Annotated in this window: 18 protein-coding genes and 1 riboswitch; of the genes, 16 read left to right on the top strand and 2 right to left on the bottom strand. The window is 35.6% G+C overall.

The features are described 5' to 3' along the window. Positions 1–853: 853 nt before the first annotated feature. Both V7183_RS09495 and V7183_RS09490 read left to right on the top strand, forming a co-directional pair. Entirely contained in the window at positions 854–994 is a 141-nt protein-coding gene (locus V7183_RS09495) for a hypothetical protein (RefSeq protein ID WP_335359317.1), read from the top strand. A 138-nt stretch (positions 995–1132) separates the two neighbouring features. Continuing rightward, on the top strand, positions 1133–1339 hold the full coding sequence (locus V7183_RS09490; RefSeq protein ID WP_335359316.1) for a hypothetical protein: 207 nt from the start codon (positions 1133–1135) through the stop codon (positions 1337–1339). Here V7183_RS09490 and pssA read toward each other — a convergent pair. Next, a complete protein-coding gene (pssA, locus tag V7183_RS09485) occupies positions 1326–1817 on the bottom strand; it encodes a CDP-diacylglycerol--serine O-phosphatidyltransferase (protein ID WP_097899175.1) in 492 nt (163 codons plus the stop codon). The genes V7183_RS09490 and pssA overlap by 14 nt on opposite strands. A 536-nt stretch (positions 1818–2353) precedes the next feature. Further along, positions 2354–2443: riboswitch (SAM riboswitch) on the top strand. 59 nt (positions 2444–2502) lie between these two features. Here pssA and V7183_RS09480 point away from each other — a divergent pair. The 4 genes from V7183_RS09480 to V7183_RS09465 are packed head-to-tail and all read left to right on the top strand — an operon-like array spanning position 2503 to position 5915. Beyond that, positions 2503–3321 carry a MetQ/NlpA family ABC transporter substrate-binding protein gene (locus V7183_RS09480; protein WP_097899174.1) on the top strand — a complete coding sequence of 273 codons (819 nt, stop codon included), beginning with the start codon at positions 2503–2505 and terminating at the stop codon, positions 3319–3321. Positions 3322–3335: 14 nt separating this feature from the next. Next, the gene (locus V7183_RS09475; protein ID WP_097899173.1) at positions 3336–4496 is read left to right on the top strand and encodes an acyl-CoA dehydrogenase family protein; all 1161 of its coding nucleotides are present in this window, start codon (positions 3336–3338) and stop codon (positions 4494–4496) included. A gap of 5 nt (positions 4497–4501) precedes the next feature. Then, positions 4502–5263 carry a methionine ABC transporter ATP-binding protein gene (locus tag V7183_RS09470; RefSeq protein WP_335359315.1) on the top strand — a complete coding sequence of 254 codons (762 nt, stop codon included), beginning with the start codon at positions 4502–4504 and terminating at the stop codon, positions 5261–5263. Next, positions 5253–5915, top strand: a complete 663-nt coding sequence (locus V7183_RS09465) for a methionine ABC transporter permease (RefSeq protein ID WP_097899171.1) — start codon at positions 5253–5255, stop codon at positions 5913–5915. Before V7183_RS09470 ends, V7183_RS09465 begins: the two co-directional genes overlap by 11 nt. Before the next feature lie 460 nt (positions 5916–6375). On the opposite strand, the gene V7183_RS09460 is transcribed toward V7183_RS09465, so the two are convergent. Further along, a complete protein-coding gene (locus V7183_RS09460; RefSeq protein ID WP_335359314.1) occupies positions 6376–6846 on the bottom strand; it encodes an NUDIX hydrolase in 471 nt (156 codons plus the stop codon). Between the two features lie 623 nt (positions 6847–7469). On the opposite strand from V7183_RS09460, the gene V7183_RS09455 reads away from it, so the two are divergent. The 10 genes from V7183_RS09455 to V7183_RS09410 all read left to right on the top strand — a co-directional run bounded on the left by V7183_RS09455 (position 7470) and on the right by V7183_RS09410 (position 15250). Then, positions 7470–8147 carry a copper homeostasis protein CutC gene (locus V7183_RS09455; RefSeq protein ID WP_097899170.1) on the top strand — a complete coding sequence of 226 codons (678 nt, stop codon included), beginning with the start codon at positions 7470–7472 and terminating at the stop codon, positions 8145–8147. Between the two features lie 27 nt (positions 8148–8174). Continuing rightward, positions 8175–8729, top strand: coding sequence for a signal peptidase I (gene lepB, locus V7183_RS09450; protein WP_335359313.1), 555 nt, complete (start codon positions 8175–8177; stop codon positions 8727–8729). Positions 8730–8881: 152 nt separating this feature from the next. Next, a complete protein-coding gene (locus tag V7183_RS09445; RefSeq protein WP_097899168.1) occupies positions 8882–9652 on the top strand; it encodes an IclR family transcriptional regulator in 771 nt (256 codons plus the stop codon). Continuing rightward, positions 9649–10356 (top strand): 5-oxoprolinase subunit PxpB, encoded by a 708-nt coding sequence (gene pxpB, locus V7183_RS09440; RefSeq protein ID WP_097899167.1) that lies wholly within the window; start codon positions 9649–9651, stop codon positions 10354–10356. The genes V7183_RS09445 and pxpB overlap by 4 nt, the downstream gene beginning before the upstream one ends. Then, positions 10353–11342 carry a biotin-dependent carboxyltransferase family protein gene (locus V7183_RS09435; RefSeq protein WP_097899166.1) on the top strand — a complete coding sequence of 330 codons (990 nt, stop codon included), beginning with the start codon at positions 10353–10355 and terminating at the stop codon, positions 11340–11342. The genes pxpB and V7183_RS09435 overlap by 4 nt, the downstream gene beginning before the upstream one ends. Before the next feature lie 20 nt (positions 11343–11362). Beyond that, positions 11363–12121 (top strand): 5-oxoprolinase subunit PxpA, encoded by a 759-nt coding sequence (pxpA, locus tag V7183_RS09430; RefSeq protein ID WP_335359312.1) that lies wholly within the window; start codon positions 11363–11365, stop codon positions 12119–12121. A gap of 20 nt (positions 12122–12141) precedes the next feature. Beyond that, positions 12142–12837, top strand: coding sequence for a DUF969 domain-containing protein (locus V7183_RS09425; RefSeq protein ID WP_335359311.1), 696 nt, complete (start codon positions 12142–12144; stop codon positions 12835–12837). 1 nt (position 12838) lies between these two features. Then, complete coding sequence (locus V7183_RS09420) at positions 12839–13801, top strand: DUF979 domain-containing protein (protein WP_335359310.1); 963 nt, start codon at positions 12839–12841, stop codon at positions 13799–13801. Between the two features lie 15 nt (positions 13802–13816). Next, positions 13817–14464 carry a pyroglutamyl-peptidase I gene (pcp, locus tag V7183_RS09415; protein ID WP_335359309.1) on the top strand — a complete coding sequence of 216 codons (648 nt, stop codon included), beginning with the start codon at positions 13817–13819 and terminating at the stop codon, positions 14462–14464. Positions 14465–14533: 69 nt separating this feature from the next. Beyond that, a complete protein-coding gene (locus tag V7183_RS09410; protein ID WP_335359308.1) occupies positions 14534–15250 on the top strand; it encodes an NAD-dependent protein deacylase in 717 nt (238 codons plus the stop codon). Positions 15251–15463: the final 213 nt, after the last annotated feature.

Below are 15463 nucleotides of genomic sequence, written 5' to 3'. Positions count from 1 at the left end.
AAATTGTTTAACTTTTGATGTAGAAATACAAAAACTTTATTTTCGTTATAATGGCTTGTTAGATAGGTATTTTTAAATAAACGTTCATTCACCTTCCCCTACCTTTATTCAAATTTTCTTACCGAATGAACAAATCAATGATGAAGAAAATGATAGACATCAAAATGTTGAATTCTTTTTAAAAATAAGCCCAATTAAATATACTCTATGTTTTCCAAATGTGAAAATAATGTGAAATATATGTACTTTTCAGTTATTCACTACCCAATATATGTTAACTTTTTGGTAATTGTTTTAAATGTAAAAATTGGAATGTAAAACCATATGAAAATTATTTCTTTAGGAGGTTGTTATTCTATGAAAAGAAAATTAGGTCTTTTAAGCGCAGCTTGCATTTTAGGTACAAGTATTTTTGCTAGTTCAGCATCAGCGGAAGAGATTGGAAACCCTAATAATTGAACGGTAGTACCTCAAAGAATTGATTCTGCAGGCGTACAATATGCAAGTTCTTATCCTTATTACAGGTACCAAACTAGACATAATAAAGGCACTGTAGAAACAACTTCAGAATCTTACATGTCAGGTGGAAAAGCTACACCTATTAAAAGGATTTATGCAAAAGCAAGCGCATACAAAGATGGCGCTCTAGTTAAATAATCAACAGACAATCAATATAATGCTTCTTATGCTGGAGCAACTGCTAAAGCTGGAGATAGCGGCTGGGGCGTTGAAGGATATGGTAATCATATTTTTGAAAAACAAGGGTATATGACAATCCAATATGAATCTTATAACAAGTAATTTTTAAACAGGGGGAAGGAATTTCTCCTTGTTTTATTTTAAGGAGAAACTTATGAAGAAAAATAAATGGAAATTATTTACTGTCATAGCAGCAACAGTAGTAGTTATGTTCAGTATTTATGGTTTATGGAAGCTTTCTAATGAGAAAGAACTAAGAACACAAAATGTAGGTATCCAAAAACAATCAGAATAGAAATATATATTTAAATCCGACCTGGATAAAGTACCAGGTCGGATTCTTCATTTCACATATACATAGTCTTTATTTTTTCTTTAAACATTTTACAGGATTGGAATAATTCTAGGTGAAAGTAAAATAGGTAAGAAATTTATGAAGGATAGCTTTAAAAAAGGACTACAAGGACAGATTCCAAATAAAATGGTGCGTGGCATGGTCGATTTAACAGTGTCTCCTTCTACATTAGATCCAGCGAGAATCGGGAAAGCACTGTATGATAATCGACATCATGCCAGTCCATTTCTTCAAAGTAATACGCCATTACATCATGTCGATGGGATCCAAATTAAAGTTTTTTAAACCTAATTGGACTTACCATTAAGAGAGCGAGGATTAAAGTAATCCATGCATTGCTGTATGAAAACAACCCCATACCAGCCAATGGTAATCCAGCAGCTGGAATAGGTAATCCCATAAAATATCCAATGGTTGGTTTAACACTAAATTTAGCTAATCTTAAAGCACCCATCGTTGGGAAAAGGATGAATGCCAAAGTAGTTAAAAAAGATGGTGTTGCTATCGAATGAAATAGAAGTGCAGGAGCAACTCCGAAACTAACAATATCAGCTAAGGAATCCAATTCTACGCCAAACTCACTGTTCACTTTTAATTTTCTCGCAATCCTTCCATCAAAAAGGTCTAAAACAGCCGAAAAGAAAATAAAAATGGAGGATGCTTCTAAAAAGCCACTTATATTTAAGGTAATTGAAAAAACACCGCACAATAAATTTCCGATCGTAAATAAATTGGGTACAGCTTTTACTATATGATTGAACAAGGTTGTCCCCCCTTAGTTGATCAAACTTCCTATTTATGTAGCATTTTCTATATATTCTTCCGTTATTCTTAAAAATACATGATCACCGTACGCTAAGTAAATTTCGACAAGAAAAAAACGATTTCCTATACGCTAAGGAAAATCGGCTTTTCACTATTCTAATTGTGCAGCAATAATAAAGCTGTTTAATTTAAAATAAAGTCGTTTAAATAGACGGGCGAAATTGAGGTTTTCTTTTTTTTGGTTCATCACCGTAACAGGGGGGGGATTTTTTGAAAAAGAATCATTTTTCATACATGGAACGGAGAGTGGCGACTCCAGCGGGAATAGCGAGGAAAGTGAGACCCCGCAGGCTTGCCGAGGAGGCTCGCTCTCGCCCGCGGAAAGCGTCCACTCGGAGTGGAGTGTACATCTATCTATATGTCACCCCCGTCTTTTGGTGATGAACCTTTCTTTTACATATTATAGAAAAAAACGTAAAAAAACCTTGTATTTTCATCGGAATAGTGACACAATAGGGACAACAATCCAATATAATCTTATCGAGAGAAGTGGAGGGAACGGCCCAATGAAACTTCAGCAACCTGAAAAAGAATGACAAGGTGCTAATTCCGAGTAGATAAGAGGGGAAAAAATGACAACCTTCTTATATGTAAGGTTGTTTTTTATTAGGAGGGGAAAAGGGATGAAGCGTTTATTTTTTGCACTTGTAAGTATTGTATGTAGTTTGTTTGTTATTACTGGTTGCGCACAAACATCAGCGGGAGACCGAAAAGAAATTCGCTTAGGGTTTACACCTGGTCCGTATAGTGATCAAGTGAAAAAAGCAGTACAGCCGTACTTAGAGAAAAAGGGGTATAAAGTTAAAATTGTTGAGTTTAATTCACCAAACGAAACAAATCCAGCGTTAACAAGTAAAGATATTGATGCAAATATATTTCAAAGCACCGCTTTTATGGAATCTTACGCAAAAGAAAATAATGCGAAAATTACAGGGGTAATACAAGTTCCTTCAGCACCTCAAGGTGTATATTCTGAAAAACATAAATCACTAGATGATTTGGAAGATGGCATGAAAATAGGGGTGCCAAATGATCCAGTTAATTTAGAGCGTGCATTACGTATTCTAGAAGGAATTAGTTGGGTGAAGTTAAAGGACCATATAAATATTTTAACGATTTCTGAAAAAGACGTGACGTATAAAAAGAAAAATTTCAAACTTGTTCCACTTGAATCGCCGCAAATTCCACGAGCTATGAAGGATCTAGATTACGGTATTATTAACGGAAATCTTGTTATTTCATCTGGACATAAATTAAAAGAAGCACTTGAATTAGAAAAAACACCATCACAACACCGAATCATTGTTACAGTTCGCGATGAAGATAAAGAGAAACCATTTGTTAAAGATTTAATTGAGGCATATCATTCACCAGAATTTAAAAAAATGATTCAATCTGAAGAACAGTTTGAAGGTTTTGTGTTACCTGATTACTTAAAGTAAAAGGAGGCCTCAATATGGCAATCTCATTTGTAGAAACAGAAGAACAACTTCTTGTGTTAGAGAAGCTAAAGGGATTAATTCCACAGTTTGCAGGAAGAGAATATCAGCTAAGTGAGCTTGGTTCTTTTCCCTTTGAAAATATTAAAGATTTACAGAATATTGGCTATACAAAACTAACACTCCCAAAAGATGTTGGAGGCGAGGCTATTTCTTTATATGATTTTGTTTTATTTCAAGAAAAAATTGCAGAAGGAGATGGCGCGACAGCTTTATCAATTGGATGGCATCTTGGAATTGTGAAGGAACTTGCTGAAAATCGCTCGTGGAAACCTGACATGTTTTCTTGGTTTTGTGAAGAGGTAAAAAAAGGTGCTCTTTTTAACCGAGCTGCAACAGAGCGAAATACAGGGAGTCCTACGCGTGGAGGAAAACCAGAAACGTTAGCGGTACAAAAAGGTGATAAGTGGATAATAAACGGAAGAAAAACTTTTACAACGATGGCTCCTGTACTTGATTATTTCATCATATCAGCCAGCGTGGAAGGACGAGAAGAAATTGGGGAATTTGTAATTCCAAGACATGAAAAAGGTGTTTTTATTGAAGAAACATGGGATAGTGTTGCAATGCGCGGAACGGCTAGTCATGATCTTGTATTACAGAATGTGGAGATTGCTAATAAGTACTTTACCGATATAAAGGGTTCAAAGACGAAACCAAAAGGAATTGGATGGTTACTTCATATACCAGCATGCTACTTAGGAATTGCACAGGCCGCAAGAAATTATGCAATTGATTTTGCAAAATCGTATCAACCGAATAGTTTAAGCCATCCAATTAGCTTACTCCCTAATGTTAGAAGATTAGTAGGAGAGTTAGAGTTAGAACTCTTGCAAGCTCGTACATTTTTATATCAAGTCGCAAAAAAATATGATGAGATAGAAGATAAACAATCATTACAAGCGGAATTAGCAGCAGCAAAATATATTGCGACAAATGCAGCAATATCGGTTGTTGATAAAGCAATGCGAATTGTAGGGGCAAAAAGCCTATCTGAAACGAATCCATTACACCGCTATTATTTGAATGTTCGAGCTGGTTTGCACAACCCTCCGATGGATGATGTAACGCTCTCATTAATAGCAGACGATGCTTTTAAATCAAGTGAAAAGGAGTGAGTGAAATGATCACGTTACGTGATATAAATAAAACCTTTCAAACGAAAGAAGGTTTATTTCACGGTGTAAAATCAGTCTCTTTGCAAATTGAAGAATATGATATATATGGGATTGCGGGATTAAGTGGTGCCGGAAAGTCTACATTATTACGTACGATGAATTTGTTGGAAAAGCCAGATTCGGGTGCAGTCATTGTGAACGGCGAAGATTTAACAAAGTTATCTAAGAAAAATTTACGAACGGCAAGACAATCAATCGGTATGATTTTTCAGCATTTTCATCTTCTTCATAATAAAAACGTATCAGATAATGTCGCTTTACCATTAGAGTTAAAATCAGTTCCGAAAGAAGAAAGAGAAAATCGTGTAGGAGAATGCTTAGAGATTGTTGGTTTAAGTGATAAAGCGCATCATTTCCCCGCACAACTAAGTGGCGGACAAAAGCAACGGGTAGCAATTGCTCGTGCATTGGCAAATAATCCAAAAGTCTTACTTTGTGATGAACCAACATCGGCGCTCGATCCGAAAACGACACGTTCTATTTTGCAATTTTTACAAAAGATCAATAGAGAATTAGGCGTTACAATCGTAATCGTAACGCATGAAATGAATGTCATTAAACAAATTTGTAATAAAGTCGCAATAATGGAAGAGGGAGAAGTTGTTGAATCATTTGATTTATATGATCAACAATTAAAACCAACATCAGAAATTGCGAAACTCTTATTAGGTGTAGAGCAAGAAGGAGGCATCGCACATGTTCAATAACATTATTCCATTGCTTCCGGAGATTTGGACATCACTTTTGCAAACATTGTTAATGGTTGGACTTTCTGTTGGAGCAGCAATTATTTTAGGCGTTCCTTTAGGTGTTATTTTATATTTTACAAGTAAAGGACAGATTCTGGAACAGAACATGGTTCATCGCGTTTTAAACGGGATTGTAAATATTATTCGCTCGTTCCCATTTATTATATTACTAGTGGCTCTTGTGCCTCTTACACGGGCGATATTAGGAACAACAATTGGTCCGATTGCTGCAACGATCCCTTTATCAGTAGCAGCAATTCCTTATTTTGCAAGACTTGTAGAACAGGCATTACGTGAAGTGCCAAAAGGAGTAATTGAAGCTGCGGAAGCAATGGGAGCGACGCCGCTTCAAATTGTACGGAAAGTGTTACTCGTTGAAGCGCGTTCGGGTCTTGTATTAAGTTTAACCGTTTTAACAGTAAGTTTTATTTCCTACTCTGCTATGGCAGGTGTTGTCGGTGGCGGAGGTATTGGTGATTTAGCAATTCGTTTTGGATATTATCGTTTCCAAACTGATGTTATGGTTGTTACAGTCCTTATGCTTGTTATTCTCGTTCAGTCTGTCCAATTTATTGGAAATCGGATTGCTGCAAAAATTGATAAAAGATAAGTGTGTAAAAACGGTATACATGAAAATCCATAATTTGTTGTAGCAAATGGAAAAAAATTTATTAAGTTAATGGGAGGAGTTCTATAGCGGGTTAATGAAAGAATGCACATATTATATACATTTCAACCTTTCAACATATAAGTCACTGTGATACAGAATAAAACATGACCTGTATTCGTTTTCTCCCTTTTTTTACCTTAGCATGTGGCAGGAAAAGGCCCTCGTCGATCTAAAAAGACAGTTTTTTTTAATAAGTAGTTCAGATAACGTGGAGAAAATACGAAAAATCAATTAGAAAAACAAAACAATTAGCAATGATAATCGCACACTAAATAACAGTGAAATCTGCAAGAAAGAAGACCGACTTAATTAAGTCGGTCTTTAGCACTTCTACATATTGTAATCTTCACCAAACGCACCCGTTAGTTAAAGATTATGGATAATTATTTTGTAGTTGTTTTTATTTAAATACACCTTTTCTTTTGGAAAGCCAATCTTCTAAGGCATCTTCGTGTTGTTTTGTGAATAATTTCGGTATTTGGTCTATTGGGAAGTATTTTAAATCTAAAGTCTCAATACCATCTGCGTTAAGTTCCCCATCAATTGGCTTGCATTGAAAAAAATGAGTGATAGTCTGAGCTTTATCTCCGTTCGGAAACTCACCAGAATATTTAGAGTAGACACCAATAAGATGTTCAACCTCAACATTTAATCCTGTCTCCTCAAGTATTTCTCGTTTAGCGGTTTCTTTAAGAGATTCTCCAAGTTCCATAGCACCACCTGGAAAACCCCACTCATTTCTATCTCCCCGTTTTTGTAAAAGAATTTCATTTCGTTCGTTATAAACAATACCTCCAGCAAAATTAAGAAATATTAAATCGTGCCCCACTTTTCCCCGAATATAACGAATGTAGTCCTTATTTGTAGTCATAAATTCCCTCCCATTTATAGCCTCTATCTAATTATACAAAGTATAAAGATAATAGAGTTCTTAAATTAACCTTCACCGTTAGTTTAAGAACATTCTTTCACAAAATTTTATATCCATTATAACATACTTCTTTTTAAATTTTGAATTGCCTTATAACTTACGAAAAGTAGCATATAAAATAGCAAATCTTTTAGCATAACAATTAGCAGAGTGACAATAACCATTGTCACTCTGCTAATTACAGTGCGATTTCTGGTGTCAATTTAAGTCCAAAAAGCACATAAACACAGATATAGCAATAAAAAATAGAGTGCTGAATCCATTGGGATTTAGCACTCTATTTGTGATGTTATTTGTGATTTTCTCCACAAAAACTGAACTACTTAGTTTTTTAGGTCGGTTTTTAACTTGTATTTATATAGATTCTAATATGCATGTTCTCATTTTATATATATTTATCTTTGAAATTTGTTTATAATGATGAAAAGATTTTTGGTTTTGGGATTTTACAGGGATTTTAAAATCTTTCTTTTCTATCTTCTTTTTTATGTTTTATATGAGAAAGCTAGGCTTCTGGTTTGTGCTACTGTATAATGAGGGAAAGTACGAAAAGAGGTAGTTTCATGCTAGAAGTAATTGCAACATGCTTAGAAGATGTGCGGCGAATTGAAAAAGCTGGTGGAAATCGAATTGAGCTTATTTCAGCATATACAGAAGGTGGATTAACGCCAAGTTATGCTTTTATAAAAGAAGCAGTGAAGGCAGTAAACATACCGGTCCATGTTATGATTCGTCCACACGCTAAGTCGTTTATATATATGAAAGAAGAAATTGAAATGATGAAAGAAGATATACAAATTGCACAGGAACTTGGCGCAGCAGGCGTTGTGTTAGGTGTTTTAAATGAACAGAATCAAATTGATGAAGGGAAATTAGCAGATCTATTATCTGTTGTAAATGGAGTCAATGTGACATTTCACCGCGCTATAGATGAGGTAGATGATTTAGTAGGAGCGGTAAAGATACTTCGGAATTTTGATAAGGTAACTCATATTTTAACTTCTGGTGGTCATGGAGATATAGTAGAGAATATTTCTGTGTTGTCTGAAATGAAAAGAGAGAGTCAAGGGAATATTGAGTTAATTGTCGGCAGTGGTGTGACAAAAGAGAATATACAACAATTGCTGAATGAAACAGGGATTACACAAGCGCACGTTGGTACTGCTGTTCGAGAAGAAAAATCTTGTTTTGCTGAAATTGATCAAAAATCTGTACAAGTTCTAGTGAAATTAACAAAATAATCATAGTGCTAGGGAAGAGGGAAAAAGATGGAGAAAAGCAAGAAAAAAGAAATCATTTCATGGGTTAAGACACTAGGTATTACATTTGCAATCGCTTTTGTAGTTCGAGGTGTTTTATTTACTCCTTCACTCGTACAAGGTGAATCCATGATGCCTACTTTAGAAAATAATGAGCGCGTTATTGTCAATAAAATTGGTTACAATATACAAGGATTGGATCGTTTTGATATTATCATTTTTCATGGAAAAGAAGGATATGACTTAGTAAAGCGAGTAATTGGTTTACCGGGCGATACAATTGAGTATAAAAATGATGTTTTATATGTAAATGGAAAAGCTGTTGATGAGCCGTATTTAGCTGATTATAAGGCGAAAATATCATCAGGGAATTTAACTCCTGATTTTACATTAGAACAAAAAACGGGGAAAACAAAAGTACCTGAAGGTCAAGTGTTTGTATTAGGAGATAATCGCCAAGTTTCAAAAGATAGCCGCATGTTTGGTTTTATTTCTGAGGATCAAATTGTCGGAAAAGGTGAAGCTGTATTTTGGCCACTAGAACATGTAAGAACGTTGCAGTAACTGAAGAGTTAAAAGCATTGATATTTTTTCAATGCTTTTTTTTATTGAAAAAATATTGTTTAAATAAAAAGAATATTTTATAATTTTAAATTATACATATGTTTCAAAAAACGGAATTCATGTTCCGTATTTCGGAATTTAGGGGAGTTAAGATGAGTATAAATAAAACAGCAGTAAAAACGATGGATATTTTAGAACTGTTTTATGAACATGAAGAGTTGACGTTAACAGAGATGGTTCAGCTTACAGGAATGCCAAAGACATCTGTGTATCGCTTAATTGGTTCGCTTGAAGAAATGGGCTTTTTACAAAAAACAATAAGAGGAAGTTATCAACTCGGTTTCATATTTTTACGGTTTGGCCAACTGGTGTCGCAACGATTATCAGTACGAAACATTGCAAAGCCTTATATGAAACAGCTTAGAGATACTCTTGGTCAAGCTGTGAATTTAATTATTCAAGACGGTAATGATGCTATTTATATTGAAAAAATGGATGGGGATCAACCGGTTCGAGTATATACAGAGATTGGAAAGAGAGCTCCTTTATATGCTGGAGCATGTCCGCGCATTTTACTTTCCTATTTTTCAGAAGAAGATCAAAGGAAATATATTGAGGAAACGAAATTAGAAAGATTTGCAGATGGAACAATATTGAATCAAGAACAATTATTGAATCTGTTACAAACGGCGAAAAAACAAGGCTATACAATTAGTTATTCTGAACTTGAAAATCATACTGCTGCGATTGCAGTGCCTGTTTTTGCAAGTGATGGAAGAGTAATAGCTGGAATTAGTATTTCAGGATTAGCGATAGAGTATAATGAATCAACTATTCCAAAGTTTATTACAGAAATAAAAGAAACAGCGTACCAAATTTCAAAAGAGCTTGGCTGGAGGGAAGAGAAAGAAGGGGAACGATGAAATTTTCAGCTTTAGGAGATCAAGCAGTAGTCGTTACATTTGGGGAAAGTATTCATATGGATATATATGAGAAAGTACAAGCGTTATTTCAATCATTAAAACAGAGTCCGTTTGTAGGAATGATTGAATGTGTGCCATCTTTTGCTTCTTTAACAGTTTATTATGATTTGTACGCATTATGGAAGCAAAATGGAAGAAATATAGCACCTTATGATTATGTATGTGAATACATTAGTGGTTTATTTTATCACAACAAAAACGCTGCGAAAAAGAAGCGTAATCACATTTCTATTCCGGTTTGTTACGGAGGGCAGTATGGACCCGATTTAGAAGAAGTTGCAGCATATCACGAATTGCAGGTAGAAGACGTAATTCGTATTCATAGTGAAGCGACTTATTTTGTTTATATGTTAGGATTTACGCCTGGTTTTCCCTATTTAGGCGGTATGCCGAAAGAGTTAGAAACCCCGAGAAAACAAACACCGCGTTTACAAATAGTGTCTGGTTCAGTAGGAATTGGTGGAAGTCAAACAGGAATATATCCACTGGAAACACCAGGTGGCTGGAATATTATCGGCCGAACGCCAGTTTCTTTATTCAGGCCAAGTGAAGATCCTCCTACATATGTACAAAGCGGCATGTATTTGCGTTTTATCCCAATAACAGAGGAAGAATATGTAATCTTAGAGGGGGATAAGAAATGAATGCTGAGGTTTTACATGCTGGAATGTTTACAACAGTTCAAGATTTAGGGAGATACCAGTATCAACAATATGGTGTACCTGTTGGCGGAGCTATGGATCAGACAGCATTAAGGATCATAAATATGTTAGTTGGAAATGAAGAGGATGAAGCTGGATTAGAGATTACGGTTATGGGGCCGAAAATTCTAATTAAAAAAACAACATTGTTAGCAATTGGTGGTGCGAATATGGAACCTTTGTTAAATGGAGAGGCAATTCCATTATGGCGACCAATTATAGCAAAAGAAGGTAGTATGCTTTGCTTTGGAAAAGCGCAGCTTGGGTGCAGGACATATGTAGCATTTGCAGGTGGAATCGATGTTGCAAGTAGTATGGGTAGTAAAAGTACATATGTGCGTGCTGCTATAGGTGGTATAGAAGGAAGAGCACTTAAAAAGGGAGACCGTTTTCAAATTGGTACACCATCCCAATTTGCTACTTGTATGATAAAGAAATTGCTAGGTGAAGAAAGGATAAAAACGAGGTGGGGAATATGTGATCACGTTTTACCAAAGTATAGTCTTCATCCAGTTATCCGAGTCATCACAGATTTTGAATGGAACCAATTTAAGAAGGAAAGTTTAGAATCCTTTTTTACAAAAGAGTATAAAGTATCTAATTATGCTGATCGTATGGGATATAGGCTAGAAGGCGAGAATCTGAAGAGAATAGAAGAATCTGAGGTTTTATCCAGTGCAGTTACATTCGGAACAATTCAAGTGCCATCTGGTGGTCATCCTATTATTTTAATGGCTGATCGACAAACAACAGGTGGATATCCGCGAATTGGCAATGTAATATCGGTGGATTTACCAATTCTTGCACAATTAAAGCCAGGAGACTATGTCTCGTTTGCAAAAATTTCTATAGCAGAAGCAGAGAAGCTTTATATAGAGCAAGAACAAGATTTAAGTCTATTAAAGAGATTCATTGCCTTACAAGGATAGAGTAGGAGGAGAAATGAAACATGGTTACCGTTGATTTGAATTGTGATTTAGGAGAAGGATTTGGTGCATATAAAATAGGAAATGATGATGCAATTCTTCCGTTTGTTTCATCTGTAAATATTGCATGCGGTTTTCACGCTGGTGATCCAACTGTTATGCGTCAAACCGTTGAAAAAGCATTGAGAAATAATGTAGCAATAGGTGCACATCCTGGCTTTCCAGATTTAGTTGGATTTGGGAGAAGAGCGATGCATGTTTCACCAGATGAAGTATATGATTATGTTTTATATCAAATAGGAGCATTAGATGGATTTGTAAGGGCGGCAGGAGGAAGGATGCACCATGTAAAACCGCATGGTGCACTATATAATATGGCAGCCACTGATCCAAAGATTGCGGATGCAATTGCAAAAGCAATTTATCATATGAATCCAGAGCTGTTTTTGTATGGATTAGCAAATAGTGCATTTATACAAGCTGCTGAAAAATATGAACTAAATCTCGTGCAGGAAGCATTTGCTGATCGTACATATCAATCGGATGGAACATTAACGAGTCGTACAGAAGAAAATGCGCTTATCAAAAATGAAGATCGGGCAATTGAGCAGGTGCTGCAAATGGTACAAGAAGGACATGTACAAGCAGTTGATGGCAACGTTGTAGCTATACATGCAAAAACAATTTGTCTACACGGTGATGGGGAGAAAGCAGTTCAATTTGCAGAAAGAATATACAGAACATTTCGATTAAAAGGTGTTTCCATTTGTGCACCAAAATAGAATAAGGGGGTCATACATAAATGTTGAAATTAATTGGGATATTGCTTGTAGCTGTTGGTTTTTTATTTCGCCTGAATACACTGTTAGTTGTCATGGTGGCAGGAGTTGTTACTGGTATGGTTTCGGGGATGAGTTTTTATGATGTCATTAGCATGTTTGGAAAGTTTTTCGTAGAAAATCGATATATGTCTATGCCAATTTTATTGACTCTTCCTGTAATAGGAATATTAGAACGATATGGATTGAAGGAAAGAGCAGAAGCTTTAATAACAAAATCTAAAGGTGCTACAACTGGAAAAGTACTGATGTCATATTTTACAATTCGCGAGGCTTCAGCGGCAATAGGACTTAATATTGGTGGACATGCACAAACAGTAAGACCTCTTGTTGCACCAATGGCAGAAGGAGCCGCGCAAGGCCGTTATGGAAAACTTCCTGAAAAATTGAAAGAAAAGATTAAAGCGAATGCTGCGGCAGCCGAAAATACGGCATGGTTTTTTGGAGAAGATATTTTCATTGCAACAGGAGCAATTTTATTAATGAAAGGATTCTTTGATTCTGTAGGAATGCATGTTGGTGTATGGGATATGGCGCTTTGGGGAATCCCGACCGCACTCTCAACTTGTATTGTAAGTTGGATTCGATTTAAACAGCTTGATAAACATATTGCAGCGGTTATGAAAAAGGAAGAGCGTCAAGATAAGGAGGCGATATAGGATGAAGCTTATTACACTGGATACAATTTATTATATACTAGGTATCATTGTTGCTTTTGTTGCAATTCGTGTTGTTTTTGATCGTCAGCATCCAAATCGACTTGGTTCCAGTTTGTTTTGGGCATTATTTTCTATTACATTTTTATTTGGAAAGATCATTCCATCATTTTATATCGGCTGTATAGTGTTAGCGATGGTTGTTTTAGCATCTTTAAATAAGGTGACAAAATCTAATGAGAAAGAAGCACCTGCCGAGGAACGTGTGAAACATGCAGAAGAACTAGGAAATAAAATTTTTATGCCAGCTATTTTAATACCTATTTTTACAATTATCGGTACATTAACATTAGGAAAAATCAAGTTTGGAAACGTATCTCTTGTTGATCCTGAGAAAGTTACATTAATTGCTTTAGCACTTGGAGCATTGCTCGCGTTTGTTGCAGCAATGGGTATTACAAAGGCGAAGATAACAGCACCTGTACAAGAAGGTAGTAGATTGTTGCAAGCTGTTGGCTGGGCAGTTATTTTACCACAAATGTTAGCAGCACTTGGGGGGATTTTTGCAAAGTCTGGTGTTGGTCAAGTTGTCTCTGATTTAGTAGGACAAGTATTGCCGACAGAATATCCATTTGTTGCTGTTATGGCATATTGCTTAGGCATGATGTTGTTTACAATTGTAATGGGGAATGCTTTTGCTGCCTTTGCGGTTATTACAGGTGGGATTGGTTTACCTCTTATCGTTCAAATGCATGGGGGGAATCCAGCGATTATGGCAGCGCTTGGTATGTTTGCAGGATACTGCGGAACATTGCTGACACCGATGGCAGCAAACTTTAATATTGTGCCGGCGATGTTATTAGAATTAAAAGATAAAAATGCAGTAATTAAAGCACAAGCACCGATTGCCATCACAATCTTTGTAATTAATATGTTTATTATGTATGGGCTTGTATATCGATTCTAGCAGGGAGTGGTGAAAATGAAAACGGTACTATTAACTGGTTTTGAGCCTTTTGGAGGAGAAGATATTAATCCAGCTTGGGAAGTTGCAAAACAGCTTAACGAGAAAGAATTTGGAGAGTATAAGATTGTTAGTAAACAAGTTCCAACTGTATTTCATAAATCCATACAAATATTACAGTCATATATAGATGAATTTGAGCCAGCGATTATTATTTGTATTGGACAAGCTGGAGGGCGAGCCGATATTACAGTGGAGCGTATAGCGATTAATATTGATGATGCAAGAATTGCTGATAATGAAGGAAATCAACCCGTTGATATACCTGTTATAGAAGAAGGGCCAGTTGCTTATTGGTCTACTCTTCCACTGAAAGCTATTGTAAAGAAACTTCGTACAGAAGGGATTCCAGCATCTGTTTCGCAAACTGCGGGTACTTTTGTTTGTAATCATCTTTTTTATGGACTTATGCATGTATTAGTGAAAAGTGAAAATGAGGCACGCGGTGGCTTTGTACATATTCCTTTTTTACCAGAACAAGCAAGTAATCATTCCGGACAACCGAGCATGTCACTTTCTACGATTACAAAGGGTATTGAATTATTAATTGAGGTTGCACTAGAGGTAGAAAAAGATATTGTAGAATGCGGCGGGGCCACACATTAAACAAATATAGAACACCTTCTATGGACAACTGGTATAATGAAGGAAGAAATATACATAGAGGTGAGAGTTATGCAGCAATACGAAGAAGTTCGTTCTGTTATAGAAAAGGCAAATAAAATTACAGTGTTAACGGGTGCTGGTGCTAGTACGGAAAGCGGAATTCCTGATTTCCGCTCAGCAAATGGTTTATATGCAGATGCAAACGTAGAAATGTATTTATCAAGAGGATACTATAACCGTAACCCAAAAGAATTTTGGAAGCATTATAAAGAAATATTCCAAATTAACACATTTCATCAATATAAACCGAATCGCGGACATGAATTTTTAGCAGGACTAGAAGAACAAGGAAAAGATATTACAGTGCTCACACAAAATATTGATGGTCTTCATCAATTAGGTGGTAGTAAGCATGTTATTGATTTACATGGCACACTTCAAACAGCACATTGTCCAAAATGCCAGGCGAAATATGATTTACAATATATGATAGATTATGAAGTACCACGATGTGAAAAGTGTAATTTTATTTTGAATCCAGATGTGGTTTTATATGGTGACACATTGCCGCAATATCAAAATGCAATTAAGCGTATATATGAAACGGATGTATTGCTTGTTATGGGAACTTCGTTAAAAGTGCAGCCGGTTGCATCGTTCCCGCAAATTTCCAAAAGAGAAGTAGGAGCGACAACAATTTTAGTGAATGAAGAGTTAACTGGACAAGAACATAATTTTGACTATGTTTTTCAACTGAAGATTGGGGATTTCATTAAGAAGATGTAAAGAAGTTAAGCAAAAGCTGAGATGAATCATATTCATCTCAGCTTTTTTGTTACAGAGTTATCTTGAAGTTTGTAAGGAATAATGGTAATAAAGTTGTTTAATTTCACTCTTAGAAATACAGTAACCATCTATCTATCTATTACGTTGATAGATAGATAGATGGTTATTAAAGATGTTTAAAAAGTGAATTTTTCTTTCACTCTATAATTTTTT

The organism is Bacillus sp. JJ1127 (genome assembly GCF_036965845.1).
Taxonomy (GTDB): Bacteria; Bacillota; Bacilli; order Bacillales; family Bacillaceae_G; genus Bacillus_A.
This window is presented reverse-complemented; position numbering and strand designations above follow the sequence as displayed.

Excerpts from the sequence above, each read along its gene's own strand:
- V7183_RS09460 (WP_335359314.1), bottom strand. The coding sequence starts at position 6,846 with ATGACTACAAATAAGGACTACATTCGTTATATTCGGGGAAAAGTGGGG.
- V7183_RS09435 (WP_097899166.1), top strand. The coding sequence starts at position 10,353 with ATGAATGCTGAGGTTTTACATGCTGGAATGTTTACAACAGTTCAAGAT.
- lepB (WP_335359313.1), top strand. The coding sequence starts at position 8,175 with ATGGAGAAAAGCAAGAAAAAAGAAATCATTTCATGGGTTAAGACACTA.
- V7183_RS09470 (WP_335359315.1), top strand. The coding sequence starts at position 4,502 with ATGATCACGTTACGTGATATAAATAAAACCTTTCAAACGAAAGAAGGT.
- pxpA (WP_335359312.1), top strand. The coding sequence starts at position 11,363 with ATGGTTACCGTTGATTTGAATTGTGATTTAGGAGAAGGATTTGGTGCA.
- V7183_RS09445 (WP_097899168.1), top strand. The coding sequence starts at position 8,882 with ATGAGTATAAATAAAACAGCAGTAAAAACGATGGATATTTTAGAACTG.
- pcp (WP_335359309.1), top strand. The coding sequence starts at position 13,817 with ATGAAAACGGTACTATTAACTGGTTTTGAGCCTTTTGGAGGAGAAGAT.
- V7183_RS09475 (WP_097899173.1), top strand. The coding sequence starts at position 3,336 with ATGGCAATCTCATTTGTAGAAACAGAAGAACAACTTCTTGTGTTAGAG.
- V7183_RS09480 (WP_097899174.1), top strand. The coding sequence starts at position 2,503 with ATGAAGCGTTTATTTTTTGCACTTGTAAGTATTGTATGTAGTTTGTTT.
- pxpB (WP_097899167.1), top strand. The coding sequence starts at position 9,649 with ATGAAATTTTCAGCTTTAGGAGATCAAGCAGTAGTCGTTACATTTGGG.
- V7183_RS09495 (WP_335359317.1), top strand. The coding sequence starts at position 854 with ATGAAGAAAAATAAATGGAAATTATTTACTGTCATAGCAGCAACAGTA.
- V7183_RS09420 (WP_335359310.1), top strand. The coding sequence starts at position 12,839 with ATGAAGCTTATTACACTGGATACAATTTATTATATACTAGGTATCATT.
- V7183_RS09465 (WP_097899171.1), top strand. The coding sequence starts at position 5,253 with ATGTTCAATAACATTATTCCATTGCTTCCGGAGATTTGGACATCACTT.
- V7183_RS09410 (WP_335359308.1), top strand. The coding sequence starts at position 14,534 with ATGCAGCAATACGAAGAAGTTCGTTCTGTTATAGAAAAGGCAAATAAA.
- V7183_RS09455 (WP_097899170.1), top strand. The coding sequence starts at position 7,470 with ATGCTAGAAGTAATTGCAACATGCTTAGAAGATGTGCGGCGAATTGAA.
- V7183_RS09490 (WP_335359316.1), top strand. The coding sequence starts at position 1,133 with ATGAAGGATAGCTTTAAAAAAGGACTACAAGGACAGATTCCAAATAAA.
- V7183_RS09425 (WP_335359311.1), top strand. The coding sequence starts at position 12,142 with ATGTTGAAATTAATTGGGATATTGCTTGTAGCTGTTGGTTTTTTATTT.